We start from the raw sequence: 14,512 nt of genomic DNA, 5'->3' as shown, positions 1-14,512 counted from the left end.
CAGGTCTACATTCGTCACCGCGGGTCGTAGTTGCAGTGCCGTGCAGCGGCCATCCGTGAATTCTACGAGAGAGATTAAAGCCGAAGCTGTCCGGCTTTCCAAGACCGTTATAGCCTGGGAGCTTTCTCGAAACCTCACAGCACTCCTCCCTGAAAAAACTCAAAGAACAGTCGCCCCCCATTCGAACTAATAAATACATCCTTACGAGGAGTAAGTGAGACAACCCCCTGCGACGCATAGTGAAAGCTTAGGTAGCGAAGAACGTCATACTCGTCAGACACTCTTAGAACCACGTAAGGCCGCCCCTCAGAGCCATCACCAGATTCCAGCAGGACTGCCAAACTTGCAGCAGCAAGCCGCTGCTCAAGGTCAGCCAGATCACTTTTTCCACGCCTTCGCCAGCCATCACTCAGCAGCTGGTGAGCAAGCGGACTTAGGAATAGCGCTTTCCTCTGCTGGACTAGATGAGTGAAAGCAAAGTCTTCTTCTCCACGATCCACAGCTCGGACCAAATCAGCCAAGCCTCTTGCCGCAATTTCAAAATCCGGTAGGTTACTAACAGCTTCACGGAGAGTCTTTGCTATCGACTCATCGGGGTTCTGTAAGAATGCGATCGCAAGGTCATCAAACTGCAAATGTTGTTGTTCTGAATGCATGCAACAAGACTAGCACCCCATCGGTTCATCCAACCCCGGCCGCGGCTCGGGAATCTGGGGTGTTCCTGCGGTCGCGGTTGGCCACCCCGGCAATAATGCTGTCCCAACGTGTCCTAATATGTGTGACGGCCACCCTGTGGGCTGGCCGGGCCAGGCATCCGACCGAATGAGGGAACGACATGGGCCTCAACGACGTGCAGCAGACACTCTTCTTTCCCCTGATCGGACGCGCTCGGGCCGCGCGCGAATGGCCTGGGCTGTTTCGGGATCCTTGGGCGGAGCAGGCCGTCGCGATCCGCGACGCCGAGGGCAGCGTTGCCGAACACGTCGGCCTATTCCCGACGGTGACCTACGGGCTGCGCCACCTGGTCACGATCACCGAGATCAACAAGTATTTGCGGGAGCACCCGGGGGCCGCCGTCGTGAACCTTGGGTGTGGTCTCGACCGCCTGGTAGACGAGCTCGACGACCCCGAAGCAACTGTTTACAACCTCGACTTCCCCGAGGTTCTTGAGGCGCGCAACCGGTGGGTTGACCGCTCCGATCGGGAGGCGGATCTGGCCTACTCCATCACCGATCACCGGTGGCTCGACGACGTAGACGGTTCCCGAGGCATGGTGGCCGTCGCGGCGGGGGTGTTCTACTACCTGGAGGTTTCCGAGGTCCGCGCACTGACGCGCGCGCTGGCTGATAGGTTCCCGGGAGGTAGGCTCTGTTTCGACGCTGAGTCTCCTCGCGTCACAGCGGTCAGCGAGTGGATGATTCGCCGCAGCGGCACCCCCGACGCCCGGATGCCGTTCCGCCTTCGCGACCCCCGCAGCATCCGGGGCTGGAGCACCCAGATAGCCGATGTGCACATCGAATACGATTTTTCCACCTATCTGAGGGACAAATCCCTGCTGCCTTGGCCAATCCGCGCCACCTTCGCCACCATGCGGCTGGTCAAAGGCATGTATGAGGCGGCCATCACCTTCCGGTGAGCTGCCCGCACGTCGCCGGCCCTCGCCTACGTCGATTGGCGATTGCGCCCAGGAGCAGGGCCTACCCATGTTCAGCGGTCAGCCGTCGGAGCGCTCGGCAACAAACACCATGAGCGGCTCTGCGCTGCCCTCCTCGAACGGGCTACGGCGCCAGTCGCGGTAGGTGGCGCGCACCGTCAAACCGGCGCGGAACAGATCCGCGCACAGCTGTCGGTAGCTGCGGAATTGAAGCCGCTGCTCAAAGTCTGCCGTGTCCCCGTCGTCCAGAAACTCGTTGCGGCAGTGCATCACCACCACGCCCTGCGAGTTGGGCGGGTCGGTCCTCAGCGACTCCCGCAGCAGGCCCACCGGGGTCTGCCGCCGGGTGGGCGGCATGTGCCATTGCTTCCAGGCGCAAGCCGCCGGGTTGCGCGGCTCGAAGGCCAGAATCCCGCCCGGTTTCAGGCCCGCCGAAATGTGCGACAGGGCAGCGGACCACTCGTCACCGACGATGTGCATCGCGACGTTTCCCGTCATCAACACCAGGTCTGCCGCGCCTTGCGGGATCTGATCCGCGGTGCCAAGCCGCCACTCGACGAGCTCGCCGCCCGGCCTACGTCGGGCGTGGTCGAGCATGGCTCGGGTGGGGTCGATGCCGACGATCCGCCGGCCCGGGGCGGCGAGCGTCACGGTCAGGATTCCGGTGCCGCATCCGAGGTCGACGATCGTTCTGGCCCCCGCCTCTCCGGCCAGGGCCCGGAAAAAGTCATGATCCGGACCGTCCGGATTGTCGATGTCGTAGATGGCTGCGATCCGTGGGTCGTCGAAGCTCATGGCCTCCATCCAAGCGCATCCGGGAGCGCCTGGGCAATCAAACCTCCGACCACGGCCACAGAACTCGCGGCTTCGAAAAGCCGACTCCTCCGCATCGCCCGCGCCACGTCGCTCAAGCCAACACCCAAATGAAGCGGCCCGGGAACGCAGCCCGCATCGCCATTCCCTCGCGGCTCAGTTTAAACTGCCCCGGCCAGCCCACTTACACGTTGAACCTAAACTCCACAATGTTACACCGAGCAGGTTTGTCAGCCGCACTCAAATCAGCGCGAACCTGATGCCCCCAGAATCCCGGACGGTCTTGGAGAACACCAGTTGCTGGACGCATCTTGCCACCCTACAACGACTCAATGCTTGACGACGTCATGGTGTCAGAACCCATACAGGTGCTGACGGGCATTGAAGGCTGCTGGCCCGCCCTCGAGAATGTTCTCCGCCAGAGAGCGGATGGTTCGGTCATCAAGCGAGCCAACACCCGAATCAGACGGGCGCCCATGATCCCCATCGTTTTCGAGGACCACGATGAGCTCTGCGTCGCCAAGCACGGGCACGTTTGCATTATGGGTGCTCGCGATGATCTGCCGCTTACCTTTCAGTTCACGTAGGTGCCGGACCACTCCCTTATAGATGAAATTGTTGTCAAGGTCGTCTTCTGGCTGGTCGATGATCAGAGGCGCGTCGGAAGCACTGAGAAGAAGTAGAAGCAAAGCGGTGGCTCGCTGCCCCTTCGAGAGCTGATCGAGGCTCCGGAGCCCCTGCAGTCCGTCGATCATGAGTAGCACCTCGACTCCGAGGCTTAACGTCAGCTCTTCCAGCTCGCGGGCCAGTTCCTCTCCAACCCCGAGCAGGTTCGACGCCTGCGCCCCCCGAATCCCCAACTTAGCGAGTTCTTCAGTGCCAGCCCTGATCGCCTCGGCGAGCGCTTGCGGGGAGAATGTCGGTTCTTGGATAGCCGCGACTATCTGCGTCCTCTGACCGGAGACCTTAGCTTTAATCAAGTCGACGACGTGTGAGCGGTCCTTGGTCGGCAAGGGCTTCACCACCACAACGCCCCCTGCGGCATTGTTCGCAGACCTGATCGCCTCGTGCAGGCGCTCGGTCGCGTCCGTCTCGTGAGCACGGAGCTCGTCAAGCATGCCGCTGCGCGCTTCGAGCAATTCCCGGATCACCTTGGCGTTTGCATCCAGGCGAGGCGCTGCGGCTTTAATCGACGCCAGCCTCTCCTTGGCTGCGATGTATTTACCAGGATCAAGCCCCTCATCAGCGAGAGATCGGAGCACCTCTCCGTAGCCCTCCCTCTCAACGCTAGTAGCAGCTTCCCAATCAGCCTGGGCAGCCTGGATCTCAGCCTGCGCTGCATTGATCGCGTCAGCGGCCTGGTCGCCAAGTTCTTCCAGCACTCGACGTAGATCCTCCAGAGTGGTCTTCACGCGAGACAGTCGCTCCATCTGCGGTGCACCGTCAATGTTGTCGATCACCGCATCGAGATTCGTCAGCGATGCCGACTTTCGGTACTGGTCCAGCAAGGTTCTGGCCGCAGCTATCCGCGACGTCCCTTCTGTGAATACCGCTTGATCCAAAGTAATCTGCTCGTGCCCGCGAAGCTTACCGGGCACGTCGGTTTCCTTATACCGATCGAGTTGCTCCTCAAGACGGTCAGCTTGCGCTAACTCCTCTTCAAGCTCTACCTTGGCCTCCTCGGCTTTCCTGAGTTCTTCTCGATTCTCACGCAGCCGCTTGCGGACGTCCTCCAACGCCGGATCTTCTCCGACGGAGCCATTAAAGCGCCTGATGAGCTTGGCAATGCTATCTGAATCACCAGAAAGCTCCGCCAGCTCATGCTGGCCGAATACCTCCACCGCCCCGATTACGTCAGCAGGAGCGAGACTGGTACGTATGCCCGCAGAATCCAGCACAACTGGTGGATGTGGTACCTCTCGTTGGATGGTGTAGCTCTGGAGAGTCGGAGCAACGCTCTCAACCTCAACGCGCACAATCGTGCCCACGTTAAGCACTTGGTCAACGATTGCCTTGTGATCCCGAACCATCTGGGCCGATATCGGCTGGATCTCGAGCGCATAACGGATACTCTCGATCACAGTTGACTTTCCAGCGCCCCTTCCACCGATGAGCGCTGTCAAGTCAGAGGAGATCGGCACAGTTACCCCATCGAAGTATCCCCCGACCCACGACACGCTCTTGATGCGGGGCTGTGGCTTCGACTGTGGGTCATCGAGGGACACTCTTGTCTCTGGTGTCCTCACTGCAAGTTTCAAGCTCTCAAGCGAGCACGAACTGACCTTGAACCATGTGCTTGCACCGGGTTGACGCAGCTGACGAGGACCCATAACGTCGTCGGCGTGGATCACTGCTAAAGGGTGAACACGCTCAAAGATCCCGCTCCCGTTGACAACCGCCTCCTGATCCTTGGCTAGTTTGGCATTTGGCGATACGCCAATGGCATGAAGATCCTCGTGCAGAATCATCATCGCAAGCGGCTGGCCCGAGCGAGTCGTCAGCAGCCCGGCAGGCTCTACGTTCACATGGGCGGGAACAGGCAATGCTCCAGCAGCGGTCATGTGCTCCATGATCTTCGCAAATGGTTCGCCAGTAGTCCCATTGTTGCACCCAGGGGTGGCTCCGCACCGACCAATAGCAGCATCGATTGTCGCAATAGGTGTCCCAGCCTCGAAGATGACCAGGATGTGAATCCCCTCCGACGAGTTCGCCTCGAACCCTGGAAGGGCGACGATTCCACGATCCTCAGCGGCAGCGATAAGGCCCGCTGCCGAGTCGACGCACCAATGGTCGGTCACAGCGATCATGCTAATGCCCATTTCCTGACACGTATCTAAGAGCGCGGAGTTGTAGGCAGCCTCGTCGCTGAAGAATGTCTTCGGCGAATTTCGCCCCTCATAGGTGAAGGGGTTGACCTGCAACGCAGCCCGGATCCAGCGCGCCCCCGCATCTGTGTTGATCACCTTTTACCTCCAGACGTAAGCCCGCTTCGGAACTCCACTGGGCCTCCAACAGATCTAGCCCCTCGCCCCCGCACCAGACGCATACCCGCCGACGGTCGTCCACAAGCGGTCGACGGGGATCACATGCAGACGATCCTGGTAGGTATAGGAGCGCTTGCCGGTCGTCATCATGATGCCGCCCAGGAAACGCTCGCCGAGCAGATCACGAAGTTTAGCCATGCCGCGAAACTCCGAGCCCGGCGCTCGTTCGCTCGCTTTGACCTCTATTGCCAGCACGCGTCCGTCGTCGCGCTCGATGACGAGATCGACCTCGTCGCCGTCACTGGTACGCCAATGCCCGAGCGCAACTGGCTCCCCCAGCCACGAAGCCTGTTTGCGGACCTCCCCCACCACGAACGTCTCCAGAAGATGGCCGAAATCGGTCAGCGCCGCCGGATCAATGCCCCGCAGCTTGTCGGGGGTGAGGCGAAGCAGCCGTGCGGCAAGTCCGGAATCGACGACGTGGATCTTCGGCTTGACGCTCACCCGGGAACGCAGCGTCTTGCCCCAGGCTGGCAGCCGCACGACCAGGAGCAGATCCTCCAACAGGCGCAGGTGACTCTCGGCGGTGGCCCTGTTGATCCCCAGCTCCTCCGCTCCAGCGGAGACATTCAACAACTGTCCGGTCTGCGAGGCAAGGTGCCCCAGCAGATCGGCGAGAGCCTGACGCTCCCGAATTCGGCTGAGCTCGACGGCATCGCGCTCGACGGAAGCACGGACGAAGTCATCGAACCATCGCGCACGCGACGCCCCGGTGCGGCGCAGCGCCAACGGCATTCCGCCCGAGCAGACCCGATCCACGTACTCATCCCTCGCGGTCGTCGATGTGGGGATCGCCGCCACCGTCGCCGCGACGTCCCCGAGCAGACGCTCAAGGAAATCCTCTCGAACGCCGACGATCTCCCCTTGAGACAAGGGCCAGATCACGTGCGAGTGCAAGCGCCCCGTGAGCGCTTGGGCCGTGCGCGGCAAGGCATCTTGCCGCGTGGATCCCGTGATGACCGCAGTACCCGGATTGCTTCCCTCTCGGTTCAGGCGCGCCTTGATCGCGTCCAGGACGTCCGGGAGGCGCTGGTACTCATCGACGCACAGCGTCGTAGCCGTCGATACAGCGGACGCCAGGTTCCCTTCCACGGCCTCACGGACCTCGATGTCGTCGAGGTCGATGACGGTACTGCCCGCCTGCGCCGCGAACGCGCGCAGAACCGTCGATTTGCCGACCGATCGGGGACCGTGAAGCGCCACCACCGGCTCCACCCGCACCTGCTCCACGAAGACCTCGCTCACCCGGCGCGGAACGATACCTGTCAGCTTCATGGACCCAACCTAGCATTTTTGAGCCACCCTGGTAAGCAAACATGAGCCCCATAACAGAGCAGACATGATCACACGACGCGCCCTCTGGCGCACCCGAGGCCCACGACCAAGGACTGGGCCGGTCCCCTGGGGTCTCGGGGAATCAGGCGCTGAGTTTGAGCCCCACTCCGTTCAATCTCTGCGGCCTGCCGTAGCGTCACGCTATCTCGGACAAGGACTGATCCAGCGACACCACGACAAGCTGGTGGAACCTCGCGAGCCTGTCGGCGGCGTCAGCGCCAATCGTCTGCAGACGCAGAACACAAACCGCACTATCGGAAGTATGCGGGAAGTCGTGATCGAGATAGACGACCTTCAGATATGACTCCGCTGCACTCCCCAGTGCCACAATTCATTATTGAAATCCTTTAACTAGATGCTCTTGATCGACTCTAAGGCCAACAGAGGATGCGAGGTGCACCAGCAAGTCAATGACCAATTCCGTATTCGCTTTACCCCCGCATTCTGGAATCACGGCAAGATAAAGACTAAGGGCGCGATCATCTCCAGAAAAGACCACTGGCACTTCGTTCAGCGCCGATGCCAACTCAGCCCCACCGCTCTTGTTCCTGACTATGCGCCGAACTAGGTCCAGCTGTGCGTCTTTCACCCGCTCGCTCCGCTCGCGGCGCATCTGCCAAAGCGTCAGAAACCAGGAGACAGCCCCGCCTGCCACAGCGCCCAGCAGAGTGCTACCCAGCGCATCAATCACTTCTTACCCCCGGACGTAAGCCCCGTTCTGAACTCCACCACGTCGCCGTCCTGCATGACGTAGTCCTTGCCTTCAAGGCGCATCTTGCCGGCGGCTTTGACTGCGGCTTCGGAGCCGAGTTCGTCGAGATCAGCGAAGCTCATCACCTGGGCCTTGATGAAGCCCTTCTGGAAATCGGTGTGGATGACTCCGGCGGCTTCGGGTGCGGTCCAGCCCTTCTTGATGGTCCAACCACGGGCTTCTTTCGGGCCGGCGGTCAGGTAGCTCTGCAGGCCCAGCGTGTCGTAGCCGACCCGCGCCAGCACGTCGAGGCCGGGCTCCTCGACCCCCATCTCCGCGAGGAACTCGCGCGCCTCGTCCTCCTCCATCTCGACCAGCTCCGACTCGAACTTCGCGTCCAGGAAGATCGCTTCGCTGGGCGCGACGATCTCCCGCATCCGCGCTTTGAGTTCGTCGTCGCCCAGTTCGTCCTGGTCGCAGTTGAAGACGTAGATGTACGGCTTCGCGGTGAGCAGGTGCAGGTCGTAGAGCAGGTCCAGTTCCAGCCCGGCGTTGCGCACGCCCACGCCCCGGCCGAGCGCTTCCTGCGCGGCCCGCATGGCCTCCAGCTTCGGCCGCGTCTCCTTCTTGATCCGCGCCTCCTTCTCGACGCGCGGCAGCGCCTTCTCGATGGTTTGCAGGTCCGCGAGGATCAGCTCGGTGGTGATGGTGTCGATGTCGTTGGCGGGGTCCACCCGGCCGTCGACGTGGGTCACGTCCTCGTCCTCAAACACGCGGGTCACTTGGCAGATCGCGTCGGCCTCGCGGATGTTGGCGAGGAAGGCGTTGCCCATGCCCTCGCCCTGGCTGGCCCCCTTGACGATGCCCGCGATGTCCACGAAGCTCACGGTGGCGGGGATGATCTTCTGCGAGCCGTAGATCTCCGCCAGCCGCGCCAGGCGCGCGTCCGGCACCCCCACCACGCCGACGTTGGGCTCGATCGTCGCGAACGGGTAGTTGGCGGCGAGCACGTTGTTTCGGGTCAGCGCGTTGAAGAGGGTTGACTTGCCTGCGTTGGGCAGACCGACGATTCCAATAGTGAGTGCCACTCCGGCAGTCTAATGGGCGACGGTCGCTGCACCCAAGGCGCGCGCACCGAGCGGCCGTGCCCGCTCAGCAGTCGCACATGAACACCGGATCGTGATACACCATCTGCCCGACGACGAAGTCAAGCCAGCCGGTCTGCCGCCAGCCGTGCTTGGCGTAAAAGCGCTGGGCGCGATGGTTGCGGTGGTTCGTGTTGAGCCAGACGGCGCGCGTGCGCCGGCGGCGCGCCACGTCGAGGGCGGCGTCGAGCAGCAGCTTGCCCACACCGGCCCCGTGAAACTCTTCGTCAACGTAACATTTGGACAACAATGCCACCGGGTAGACCGTCACACCGCTGCTGCTCGGCGGGCGGGCAGCGTCTCCAAAGAGGAGCAGCGCGTAGCCCCGCGCCCGGCCGTCGAGCTCCGCGACGATCACCTCCGCCTCGGCGTTGACCAGGTAGCCAGCGAACCGTTCGGGTGTCAGGTGATCGTCGATGAATGATTGAATATCGGCTTGCGGGAGGTCTGTTGGGCAGATCGGCAGCAGTGTCCGCACGGCCAGCCGGGACAGCTCCGCCACCTCATCGACGCGCGCCGCGCGCACCACCGCGCCCAGGCAGGCCCGGCCCACTTCATTCACCATGGGGCAACACCCTACCGGCTCGACACGCGGTAATTACGAATGTTTTGCGTGATTAATTTGTCTGGGTTAGGCTCCCCTAAGTCATCGGGCCAAGCCCGGCCTCCGAAACGACCAGAAGGAAGACGATGAAGCTCAACCGATTGGCTGCCGCGCTGGCCGCCGGCCTCATGGCCCTCAGCACAGCCTGCGCCCAGAATGCCCCGACCTCCGGCGCCAGCGGGAACACACCGAAAGCCGCGTCCGAGACCGCCGGCGCGGACGCCGCGCCCGCCGGCAAGATCACCCTCACTCACAAGGCCGGCACCACCGAGCTCGACGGCCCGGCCCAGCGCATCGTCGTGCTCGACCTCGGGGCCCTGGACACCCTGCGCGCCCTCGGCATGAGCGACAAGGTCGTCGGCGTCGCCAAGGGAACCAAACTCCCCAAGGCCCTCGAAGAGTTCAACGACGCGAAGTACGCCGACGTGGGCGCGCTGAAGGAACCCAACCTCGAAGCCATCGCGCAACTCAACCCCGACCTCGTCATAGCAGGCTTCCGCTCCTCGAAGATCGCCCCGGACCTCATGACCAAGTTCCCGACGATCGACGTCACCTACGACACCGCAGGCGACTTCTTCGACGGTGTTTCCTCCGCCGCCAAGCTCGTCGCGCAGGCTGTGGGCAAGGAGACCGAGGTGGACGCCAAGCTCGCGGCCCTGAAGAAGGAAATCGACGCTGCCAAGGCCACCACCGACACCAACGCTAAGGTGCTCGTCCTCATGGTTTCCGGCGGCAAAGTAAGCATCGTCCACCCCCAGAACCGCTTCGACCTCATCTACGACAACCTGGGCATGAAGCCCGCCATCGACAAGAAGGCCGACGACACCCAGGCCCACGGTGACGCGGTCTCCTTCGAGGCCATCCAGCAAGCCAACCCCGACGTCATCTACGTGCTCGACCGCGACGCGGCGATCGGCAACGAAGGCGGACAGGCCGCCGCCCAAGTGCTCGACAACGAGCTGATGCACGCCACCACCGCTTGGAAGAACGGCAAGGTGCACTACGTCGACGGCAGCCGCTGGTATGTGATGATCCACGGTGTCGACAACGTGGGCGAAATGCTCAAGGAGATCACCAAGGACGCATGACCCACACCAAACCGACGAGCACCGCCGCCTGGCGCATCCGCTGGGTCGGCGGTCTCGTCGCTGTACTCGCCCTCGCCGCCGTCAGCCTGTTCGTCGGAGCACAGGATCTGGCCATCGGCCAGCTGCTCGACGGGCTGACCCCCGAGCAGGAACTCATCCTCTACGCGTCACGTGTCCCCCGCACCGTGGCGGTGCTGCTGGCGGGCGCCGCACTGGCTCTGGCCGGGCTGCTGATGCAGCTGCTCGTGCGCAACCGCTTCGTCGAACCCGGCACCGTGGGCACCCCGGAGTCCGCCAGCGTCGGCATCCTCGCCGTGACCCTGCTCCACCCATCGGCGCCGGTGCCCGTGAAGATGTTCATCGCGGCGCTGACCGCACTCGTCGGCACCGCGATCTTCACGAGGCTTGTCCGCAGCCTCCCGCCCACCGCGCCCGTCGTCGCTGTTCCGCTGGTGGGCATCATGCTCGGCGGCGTGATCTCGGCGGGCACCACATACTTCGCCTACCACTACGACCTGCTTCAGGCCCTCGGCACCTGGCTGGCCGGCGACTTCGCCGGAATCCTACGCGGCCGCTACGAGCTGCTGTGGCTGCTGGCGGGCGTCGGGCTGCTGGTGTGGCTGTTCGCCGACCGCCTGACCGTCGCCTCCCTCGGTAAGGACCTGGCCACCGGCCTCGGCCTCAACTACCGGCGCACCGTCAACCTCGGCCTGTCGCTGGTCGCCGTCGCCAGCGCGGTGACCTTGGTTGTCGTCGGCTCCATCCCGTTCGTCGGGCTCATCGTGCCCAACCTCATCAGCATGTGGCTGGGCGACAACTTGCGACGAAACGTCGCCTGGTGTGTGCTCCTCGGCTCCGGTTTCGTGTTGGTTTGCGACCTGCTCGCGCGCACCCTGAACCAGCCCTACGAGTTGCCCGTAGGCACCGTCTCGGGCGTGCTCGGCGGGACCATCTTCCTCGTTCTGCTGCTCAGCGGAAGGCTCACCAGACAATGAGCGCCCGCCTCCTCTCGCCCCTCACCCGCATCGGCGTCGCCGTGGCGCTGCTTGCGGTGGGCATTGTCTTTAACCTCACCCTGGGCATCAAAACCAGCTTCTCTTTCGTCATGGAGCTGCGGCTGCCGAAGCTGCTGGTCATGGTGCTGCTCGGCTGGGCCACCGGGGTGGCCACCGTCGCATTCCAGACGGTGACCCACAACAAGCTGCTCACCCCGTCAATCATGGGCCTGGACGCGCTCTACGTTTTCCTGCAGACTCTGCTGGTCTTCACGCTCGGGGTGAGCTTCATCACCGTCATCGGCCCGCTCCCGCTGTTCGGGTTAAACACGGGCCTGATCATGCTGTGTTCCCTGGCGTTGATCGGTCTGCTGTTCGGCCGCAGGCGCCGCTCCGTGCACACCCTCGTGTTGGCCGGGCTCGTGCTCGGCACGGTGCTGCGCTCCGCCACGGCACTGCTGCAGCGCATCCTCGACCCCACGTCGTACACCGTGCTGCAAGGCAGCCTCTTCGCGTCGTTCAACCTCGTCAACCCGGCCCTCATGTGGCTGAGCGCGGCTATCGTCGCGCTGGCGTCGGCCTGGCTGCTGAGCCGATCCCCCACCCTCGACGTGGTGCTCCTCGGCCACGACCCCGCCGTCTCGCTCGGGGTCAACTACCGGCGCGTCGTCCGTTCTGTGCTGCTCGCCTCGATCCTCCTGGTGGCGGTGTCGACCGCACTGGTTGGGCCGATCATGTTCCTCGGGCTGATCGTGGCGGCGCTCACGAACCTGCTGGCCGGCTCGGCCAGACACCGCTATGCCCTGCCCATGTCCGGCGTCCTGGGGGCGCTGCTAATCGTCGCGGGGCAGACAATTCTGGAGCACGGGTTCGGACAGGCGACCCTGCTGAGCGTCATCATCGAGTTCGTTGGTGGCATCGTGTTCATCGTGCTCGTGTTGAGGAGCAGCAAATGATTGAAGTGAAGTCGGTCACCAAGAGCTACGCGAAGTCGGTCGTCGTCGATGGCGTGAGCCTCACCCTGCACCCAGGCGGGATCACCACCATCGTCGGCGCCAACGGCGCGGGCAAGTCCACGTTGCTGTCGATGATCGCCCGGCTGCTCGACTCCGACTCCGGACGGATCACTGTCGGCGGCCTCGACGTGACGCACGCGGACTCCAGGGAACTTGCCCGGAAGCTGGCCATCCTGCGGCAGTCCAACGAGCTGCCCGCCCGCCTCACCGTCGCGGATCTCGTCGGCTTCGGCCGTTTCCCGCACAGCCACGGCCGCCTCACCGCACGGGATCGGGAGATCATCGACCAGGCCATCGGCTGGATGGACCTGACCGACCTGCGCGACCGCTTCCTCGACCAGATGTCCGGCGGGCAGCGGCAGCGGGCCTTCGTCGCGATGGTGCTCGCGCAGGACACCCAATACCTGCTGCTCGACGAGCCCCTGAACAATCTCGACGTGGCCCACTCGCTGAGCATGCTCGCGACGCTGCGCCGGGCCGCCGACGAGCTTGGCAAAACGGTGGTGCTGGTGGTGCACGACATCAACTACGCCTCATGTTGGTCGGATCAGATCGTCGCAATGAAGCAGGGCCGGCTGGTGGCCGTCGGCACCCCACAGGAGATCGTGCGGGCGGAACTCATGCGGGAGGTGTTCGACGTCGAGATGGAGATCGGCGAGTGCGGGGGCAACCCGATCGCCCACTTCTACCTGCCGCGCTCGGGCGCGAACGGCTGCGCTGGGGCGCTGGCCTCCGCCGGGCTGGCGGCCGACGCGGGACGCGCCGCAGCCCGGCGTGACCTGACCAACAGGTTTTAGGGCATCGCCCAGTAGCCGGCCAAGGCGGCGGCCAGCTTCCCCGGATCCTCGACGCCGCACATTTCGCGCGCCGAATGCATGGACAGCAGCCCCACGCCCACGTCGACCGTGGTGATGCCGAGCCGCGTGGCGGTGATGGGGCCGATGGTGGAGCCGCACGGCACCGCGTTGTTGCTCACAAAGGGCTGCGTCTCGACGCCGGCGAACTCGCAGGCCCGCAGCCACAGGGCGGTGCCCACCGCGTCGGAGGCGTAGCGCTGCTGCGCGTTCAGCTTCAGCAGGGGGCCCGCGTTGACGGCTGGGCGCACCATCGGGTCGTGGTGGTTGGGGTAGTTGGGGTGCACCAGGTGTCCGGTGTCTGCGGAGACGCAGGTCGAGCGCGCGAGCAGTGCGCGGGTGGCGCCCATGCCGAGCCCGTAGCCGTCGGCCAGCCGGTAGAGGACGTCCTCAAGCAGCGGCCCGCTGGCGCCCGACGTGGTGTCGGAGCCCACCTCCTCGTGGTCGAACGAGACGAACAGCTGGATGTTGCGGGTCGGTTGGGCGGCCTCGAACGCGACGAGCGCGGCATGAGTGCAGGAGAGGTTGTCGAGCCGCCCGGAGGCCAGGAACTCCCCGTCCAGCCCGATCACCTGTGGGGGCTGCGTGTCGAAGGTGTATAGCTCGTGGAAGGCCACATCGTCGCGCGAAATCCCGGCCTGCTCACACAGCAGGTCTAGCAACCCCCCGGCACGCTTGGCTCCCATGATGGGTTGCAGGTGCAACTGGCGGTCGAGTTTCAGGCCGTTGTTGGCTTCCCGGTCGAGGTGGATGGCGAGCTGGGGTATCCGGCAGATCGGGCCAGTCTTCACCAGATGCTGTGCGCCGTCCTTGGTGACCAGACGTCCGGCCAGGCCGAGGTCGCGGTCGAGCCACGAGTTGAGCAGCGGGCCGCCGTAGATCTCCACCCCGAGCTGGGTCCAGCCCGAGCTGCGCAGCGGATTGCCGGGCTTCAGCTTGAAGGCGGGCGAATCGTTGTGCGTGCCGACTATCCGCACCTCGGCGTCGCCGGCCAGCTCATCGGGCGCGATCCAGGCCACCACCGCGCCGTGCCGGACGATGTAGTTCCTGCCCGTGACCGATTCCCAATCGCGCTTCTCGTCGAGTTCGCTGAAGCCTGCCGCGCTCAGCCGGCGTGCGATCGTCGCGGCGGCGTGGTAGGAGGTGGGCGAGTCGATGACGAACTGTTTCAGGTCGGCGATGTGTTGATTCATGGTTGCCACCATATCCCCGCGCCTCGGCAAGCACCCGCCGGCCACCCTGGGCCCGCCGCACGGCGAGTCGCGGCACCGCC

At 63.9% G+C, this 14,512-nt stretch carries 14 protein-coding genes; 5 read left to right on the top strand and 9 right to left on the bottom strand.

Annotated features, from left to right (window positions below; genetic code table 11):
• Window positions 1-134 precede the first annotated feature (134 nt).
• Window positions 135-656, bottom strand: a complete 522-nt coding sequence (locus EII42_RS06850) for a hypothetical protein (RefSeq protein WP_125171374.1) — start codon at window positions 654-656, stop codon at window positions 135-137.
• A gap of 179 nt (window positions 657-835) precedes the next feature.
• Between EII42_RS06850 and EII42_RS06845 the strand changes: the two genes are divergently transcribed.
• A complete protein-coding gene (locus EII42_RS06845) occupies window positions 836-1,636 on the top strand; it encodes a class I SAM-dependent methyltransferase (RefSeq protein ID WP_125171373.1) in 801 nt (266 codons plus the stop codon).
• A gap of 78 nt (window positions 1,637-1,714) precedes the next feature.
• Here the strand turns inward: EII42_RS06845 and EII42_RS06840 are convergent, their stop codons facing one another.
• The 7 genes from EII42_RS06840 to EII42_RS06810 form a co-directional block, all read right to left on the bottom strand.
• Window positions 1,715-2,449 (bottom strand): class I SAM-dependent methyltransferase, encoded by a 735-nt coding sequence (locus tag EII42_RS06840; protein ID WP_199729820.1) that lies wholly within the window; start codon window positions 2,447-2,449, stop codon window positions 1,715-1,717.
• Between the two features lie 371 nt (window positions 2,450-2,820).
• Window positions 2,821-5,430: a TrlF family AAA-like ATPase gene (locus EII42_RS06835; protein WP_125171371.1), complete on the bottom strand. Its 2,610-nt coding sequence runs from the start codon at window positions 5,428-5,430 to the stop codon at window positions 2,821-2,823.
• Window positions 5,431-5,484: 54 nt separating this feature from the next.
• Window positions 5,485-6,786 carry an ATP-binding protein gene (locus EII42_RS06830; RefSeq protein WP_125171370.1) on the bottom strand — a complete coding sequence of 434 codons (1,302 nt, stop codon included), beginning with the start codon at window positions 6,784-6,786 and terminating at the stop codon, window positions 5,485-5,487.
• A 196-nt stretch (window positions 6,787-6,982) separates the two neighbouring features.
• Entirely contained in the window at window positions 6,983-7,174 is a 192-nt protein-coding gene (locus tag EII42_RS12895; RefSeq protein ID WP_125171369.1) for a hypothetical protein, read from the bottom strand.
• 6 nt (window positions 7,175-7,180) lie between these two features.
• Complete coding sequence (locus tag EII42_RS06820; protein WP_125171368.1) at window positions 7,181-7,537, bottom strand: hypothetical protein; 357 nt, start codon at window positions 7,535-7,537, stop codon at window positions 7,181-7,183.
• A complete protein-coding gene (ychF, locus tag EII42_RS06815) occupies window positions 7,534-8,625 on the bottom strand; it encodes a redox-regulated ATPase YchF (protein ID WP_125171367.1) in 1,092 nt (363 codons plus the stop codon). Before ychF ends, EII42_RS06820 begins: the two co-directional genes overlap by 4 nt.
• Window positions 8,626-8,689: 64 nt before the next feature.
• Window positions 8,690-9,247 (bottom strand): GNAT family N-acetyltransferase, encoded by a 558-nt coding sequence (locus EII42_RS06810; RefSeq protein WP_125171366.1) that lies wholly within the window; start codon window positions 9,245-9,247, stop codon window positions 8,690-8,692.
• A gap of 125 nt (window positions 9,248-9,372) precedes the next feature.
• On the opposite strand from EII42_RS06810, the gene EII42_RS06805 reads away from it, so the two are divergent.
• The 4 genes from EII42_RS06805 to EII42_RS06790 are packed head-to-tail and all read left to right on the top strand — an operon-like array spanning window position 9,373 to window position 13,182.
• Window positions 9,373-10,374: a siderophore ABC transporter substrate-binding protein gene (locus EII42_RS06805; RefSeq protein ID WP_125171365.1), complete on the top strand. Its 1,002-nt coding sequence runs from the start codon at window positions 9,373-9,375 to the stop codon at window positions 10,372-10,374.
• Window positions 10,371-11,369: an ABC transporter permease gene (locus EII42_RS06800; RefSeq protein ID WP_125171364.1), complete on the top strand. Its 999-nt coding sequence runs from the start codon at window positions 10,371-10,373 to the stop codon at window positions 11,367-11,369. Before EII42_RS06805 ends, EII42_RS06800 begins: the two co-directional genes overlap by 4 nt.
• A complete protein-coding gene (locus EII42_RS06795) occupies window positions 11,366-12,325 on the top strand; it encodes an iron chelate uptake ABC transporter family permease subunit (protein WP_125171363.1) in 960 nt (319 codons plus the stop codon). Before EII42_RS06800 ends, EII42_RS06795 begins: the two co-directional genes overlap by 4 nt.
• The gene (locus tag EII42_RS06790) at window positions 12,322-13,182 is read left to right on the top strand and encodes an ABC transporter ATP-binding protein (protein WP_125171362.1); all 861 of its coding nucleotides are present in this window, start codon (window positions 12,322-12,324) and stop codon (window positions 13,180-13,182) included. The genes EII42_RS06795 and EII42_RS06790 overlap by 4 nt, the downstream gene beginning before the upstream one ends.
• On the opposite strand, the gene EII42_RS06785 is transcribed toward EII42_RS06790, so the two are convergent.
• A complete protein-coding gene (locus EII42_RS06785; protein ID WP_233558307.1) occupies window positions 13,179-14,432 on the bottom strand; it encodes a M18 family aminopeptidase in 1,254 nt (417 codons plus the stop codon). The two genes, EII42_RS06790 and EII42_RS06785, sit on opposite strands and share 4 nt — an antisense overlap.
• Between the last annotated feature and the right edge of the window lie 80 nt (window positions 14,433-14,512).

It is taken from the genome of Tessaracoccus sp. OH4464_COT-324 (assembly GCF_003932855.1).
Lineage (GTDB): Bacteria > Actinomycetota > Actinomycetes > Propionibacteriales > Propionibacteriaceae > Arachnia.
This window is presented reverse-complemented; position numbering and strand designations above follow the sequence as displayed.

Bases quoted from the DNA above. Each gene is read 5' to 3' on its own strand.
- EII42_RS06850 (WP_125171374.1), bottom strand. From the start codon at position 656: ATGCATTCAGAACAACAACATTTGCAGTTTGATGACCTTGCGATCGCA.
- EII42_RS06840 (WP_199729820.1), bottom strand. From the start codon at position 2,449: ATGAGCTTCGACGACCCACGGATCGCAGCCATCTACGACATCGACAAT.
- EII42_RS06830 (WP_125171370.1), bottom strand. From the start codon at position 6,786: ATGAAGCTGACAGGTATCGTTCCGCGCCGGGTGAGCGAGGTCTTCGTG.
- EII42_RS06795 (WP_125171363.1), top strand. From the start codon at position 11,366: ATGAGCGCCCGCCTCCTCTCGCCCCTCACCCGCATCGGCGTCGCCGTG.
- EII42_RS06845 (WP_125171373.1), top strand. From the start codon at position 836: ATGGGCCTCAACGACGTGCAGCAGACACTCTTCTTTCCCCTGATCGGA.
- EII42_RS06785 (WP_233558307.1), bottom strand. From the start codon at position 14,432: ATGAATCAACACATCGCCGACCTGAAACAGTTCGTCATCGACTCGCCC.
- EII42_RS06805 (WP_125171365.1), top strand. From the start codon at position 9,373: ATGAAGCTCAACCGATTGGCTGCCGCGCTGGCCGCCGGCCTCATGGCC.
- EII42_RS06800 (WP_125171364.1), top strand. From the start codon at position 10,371: ATGACCCACACCAAACCGACGAGCACCGCCGCCTGGCGCATCCGCTGG.
- EII42_RS06810 (WP_125171366.1), bottom strand. From the start codon at position 9,247: ATGGTGAATGAAGTGGGCCGGGCCTGCCTGGGCGCGGTGGTGCGCGCG.
- EII42_RS06790 (WP_125171362.1), top strand. From the start codon at position 12,322: ATGATTGAAGTGAAGTCGGTCACCAAGAGCTACGCGAAGTCGGTCGTC.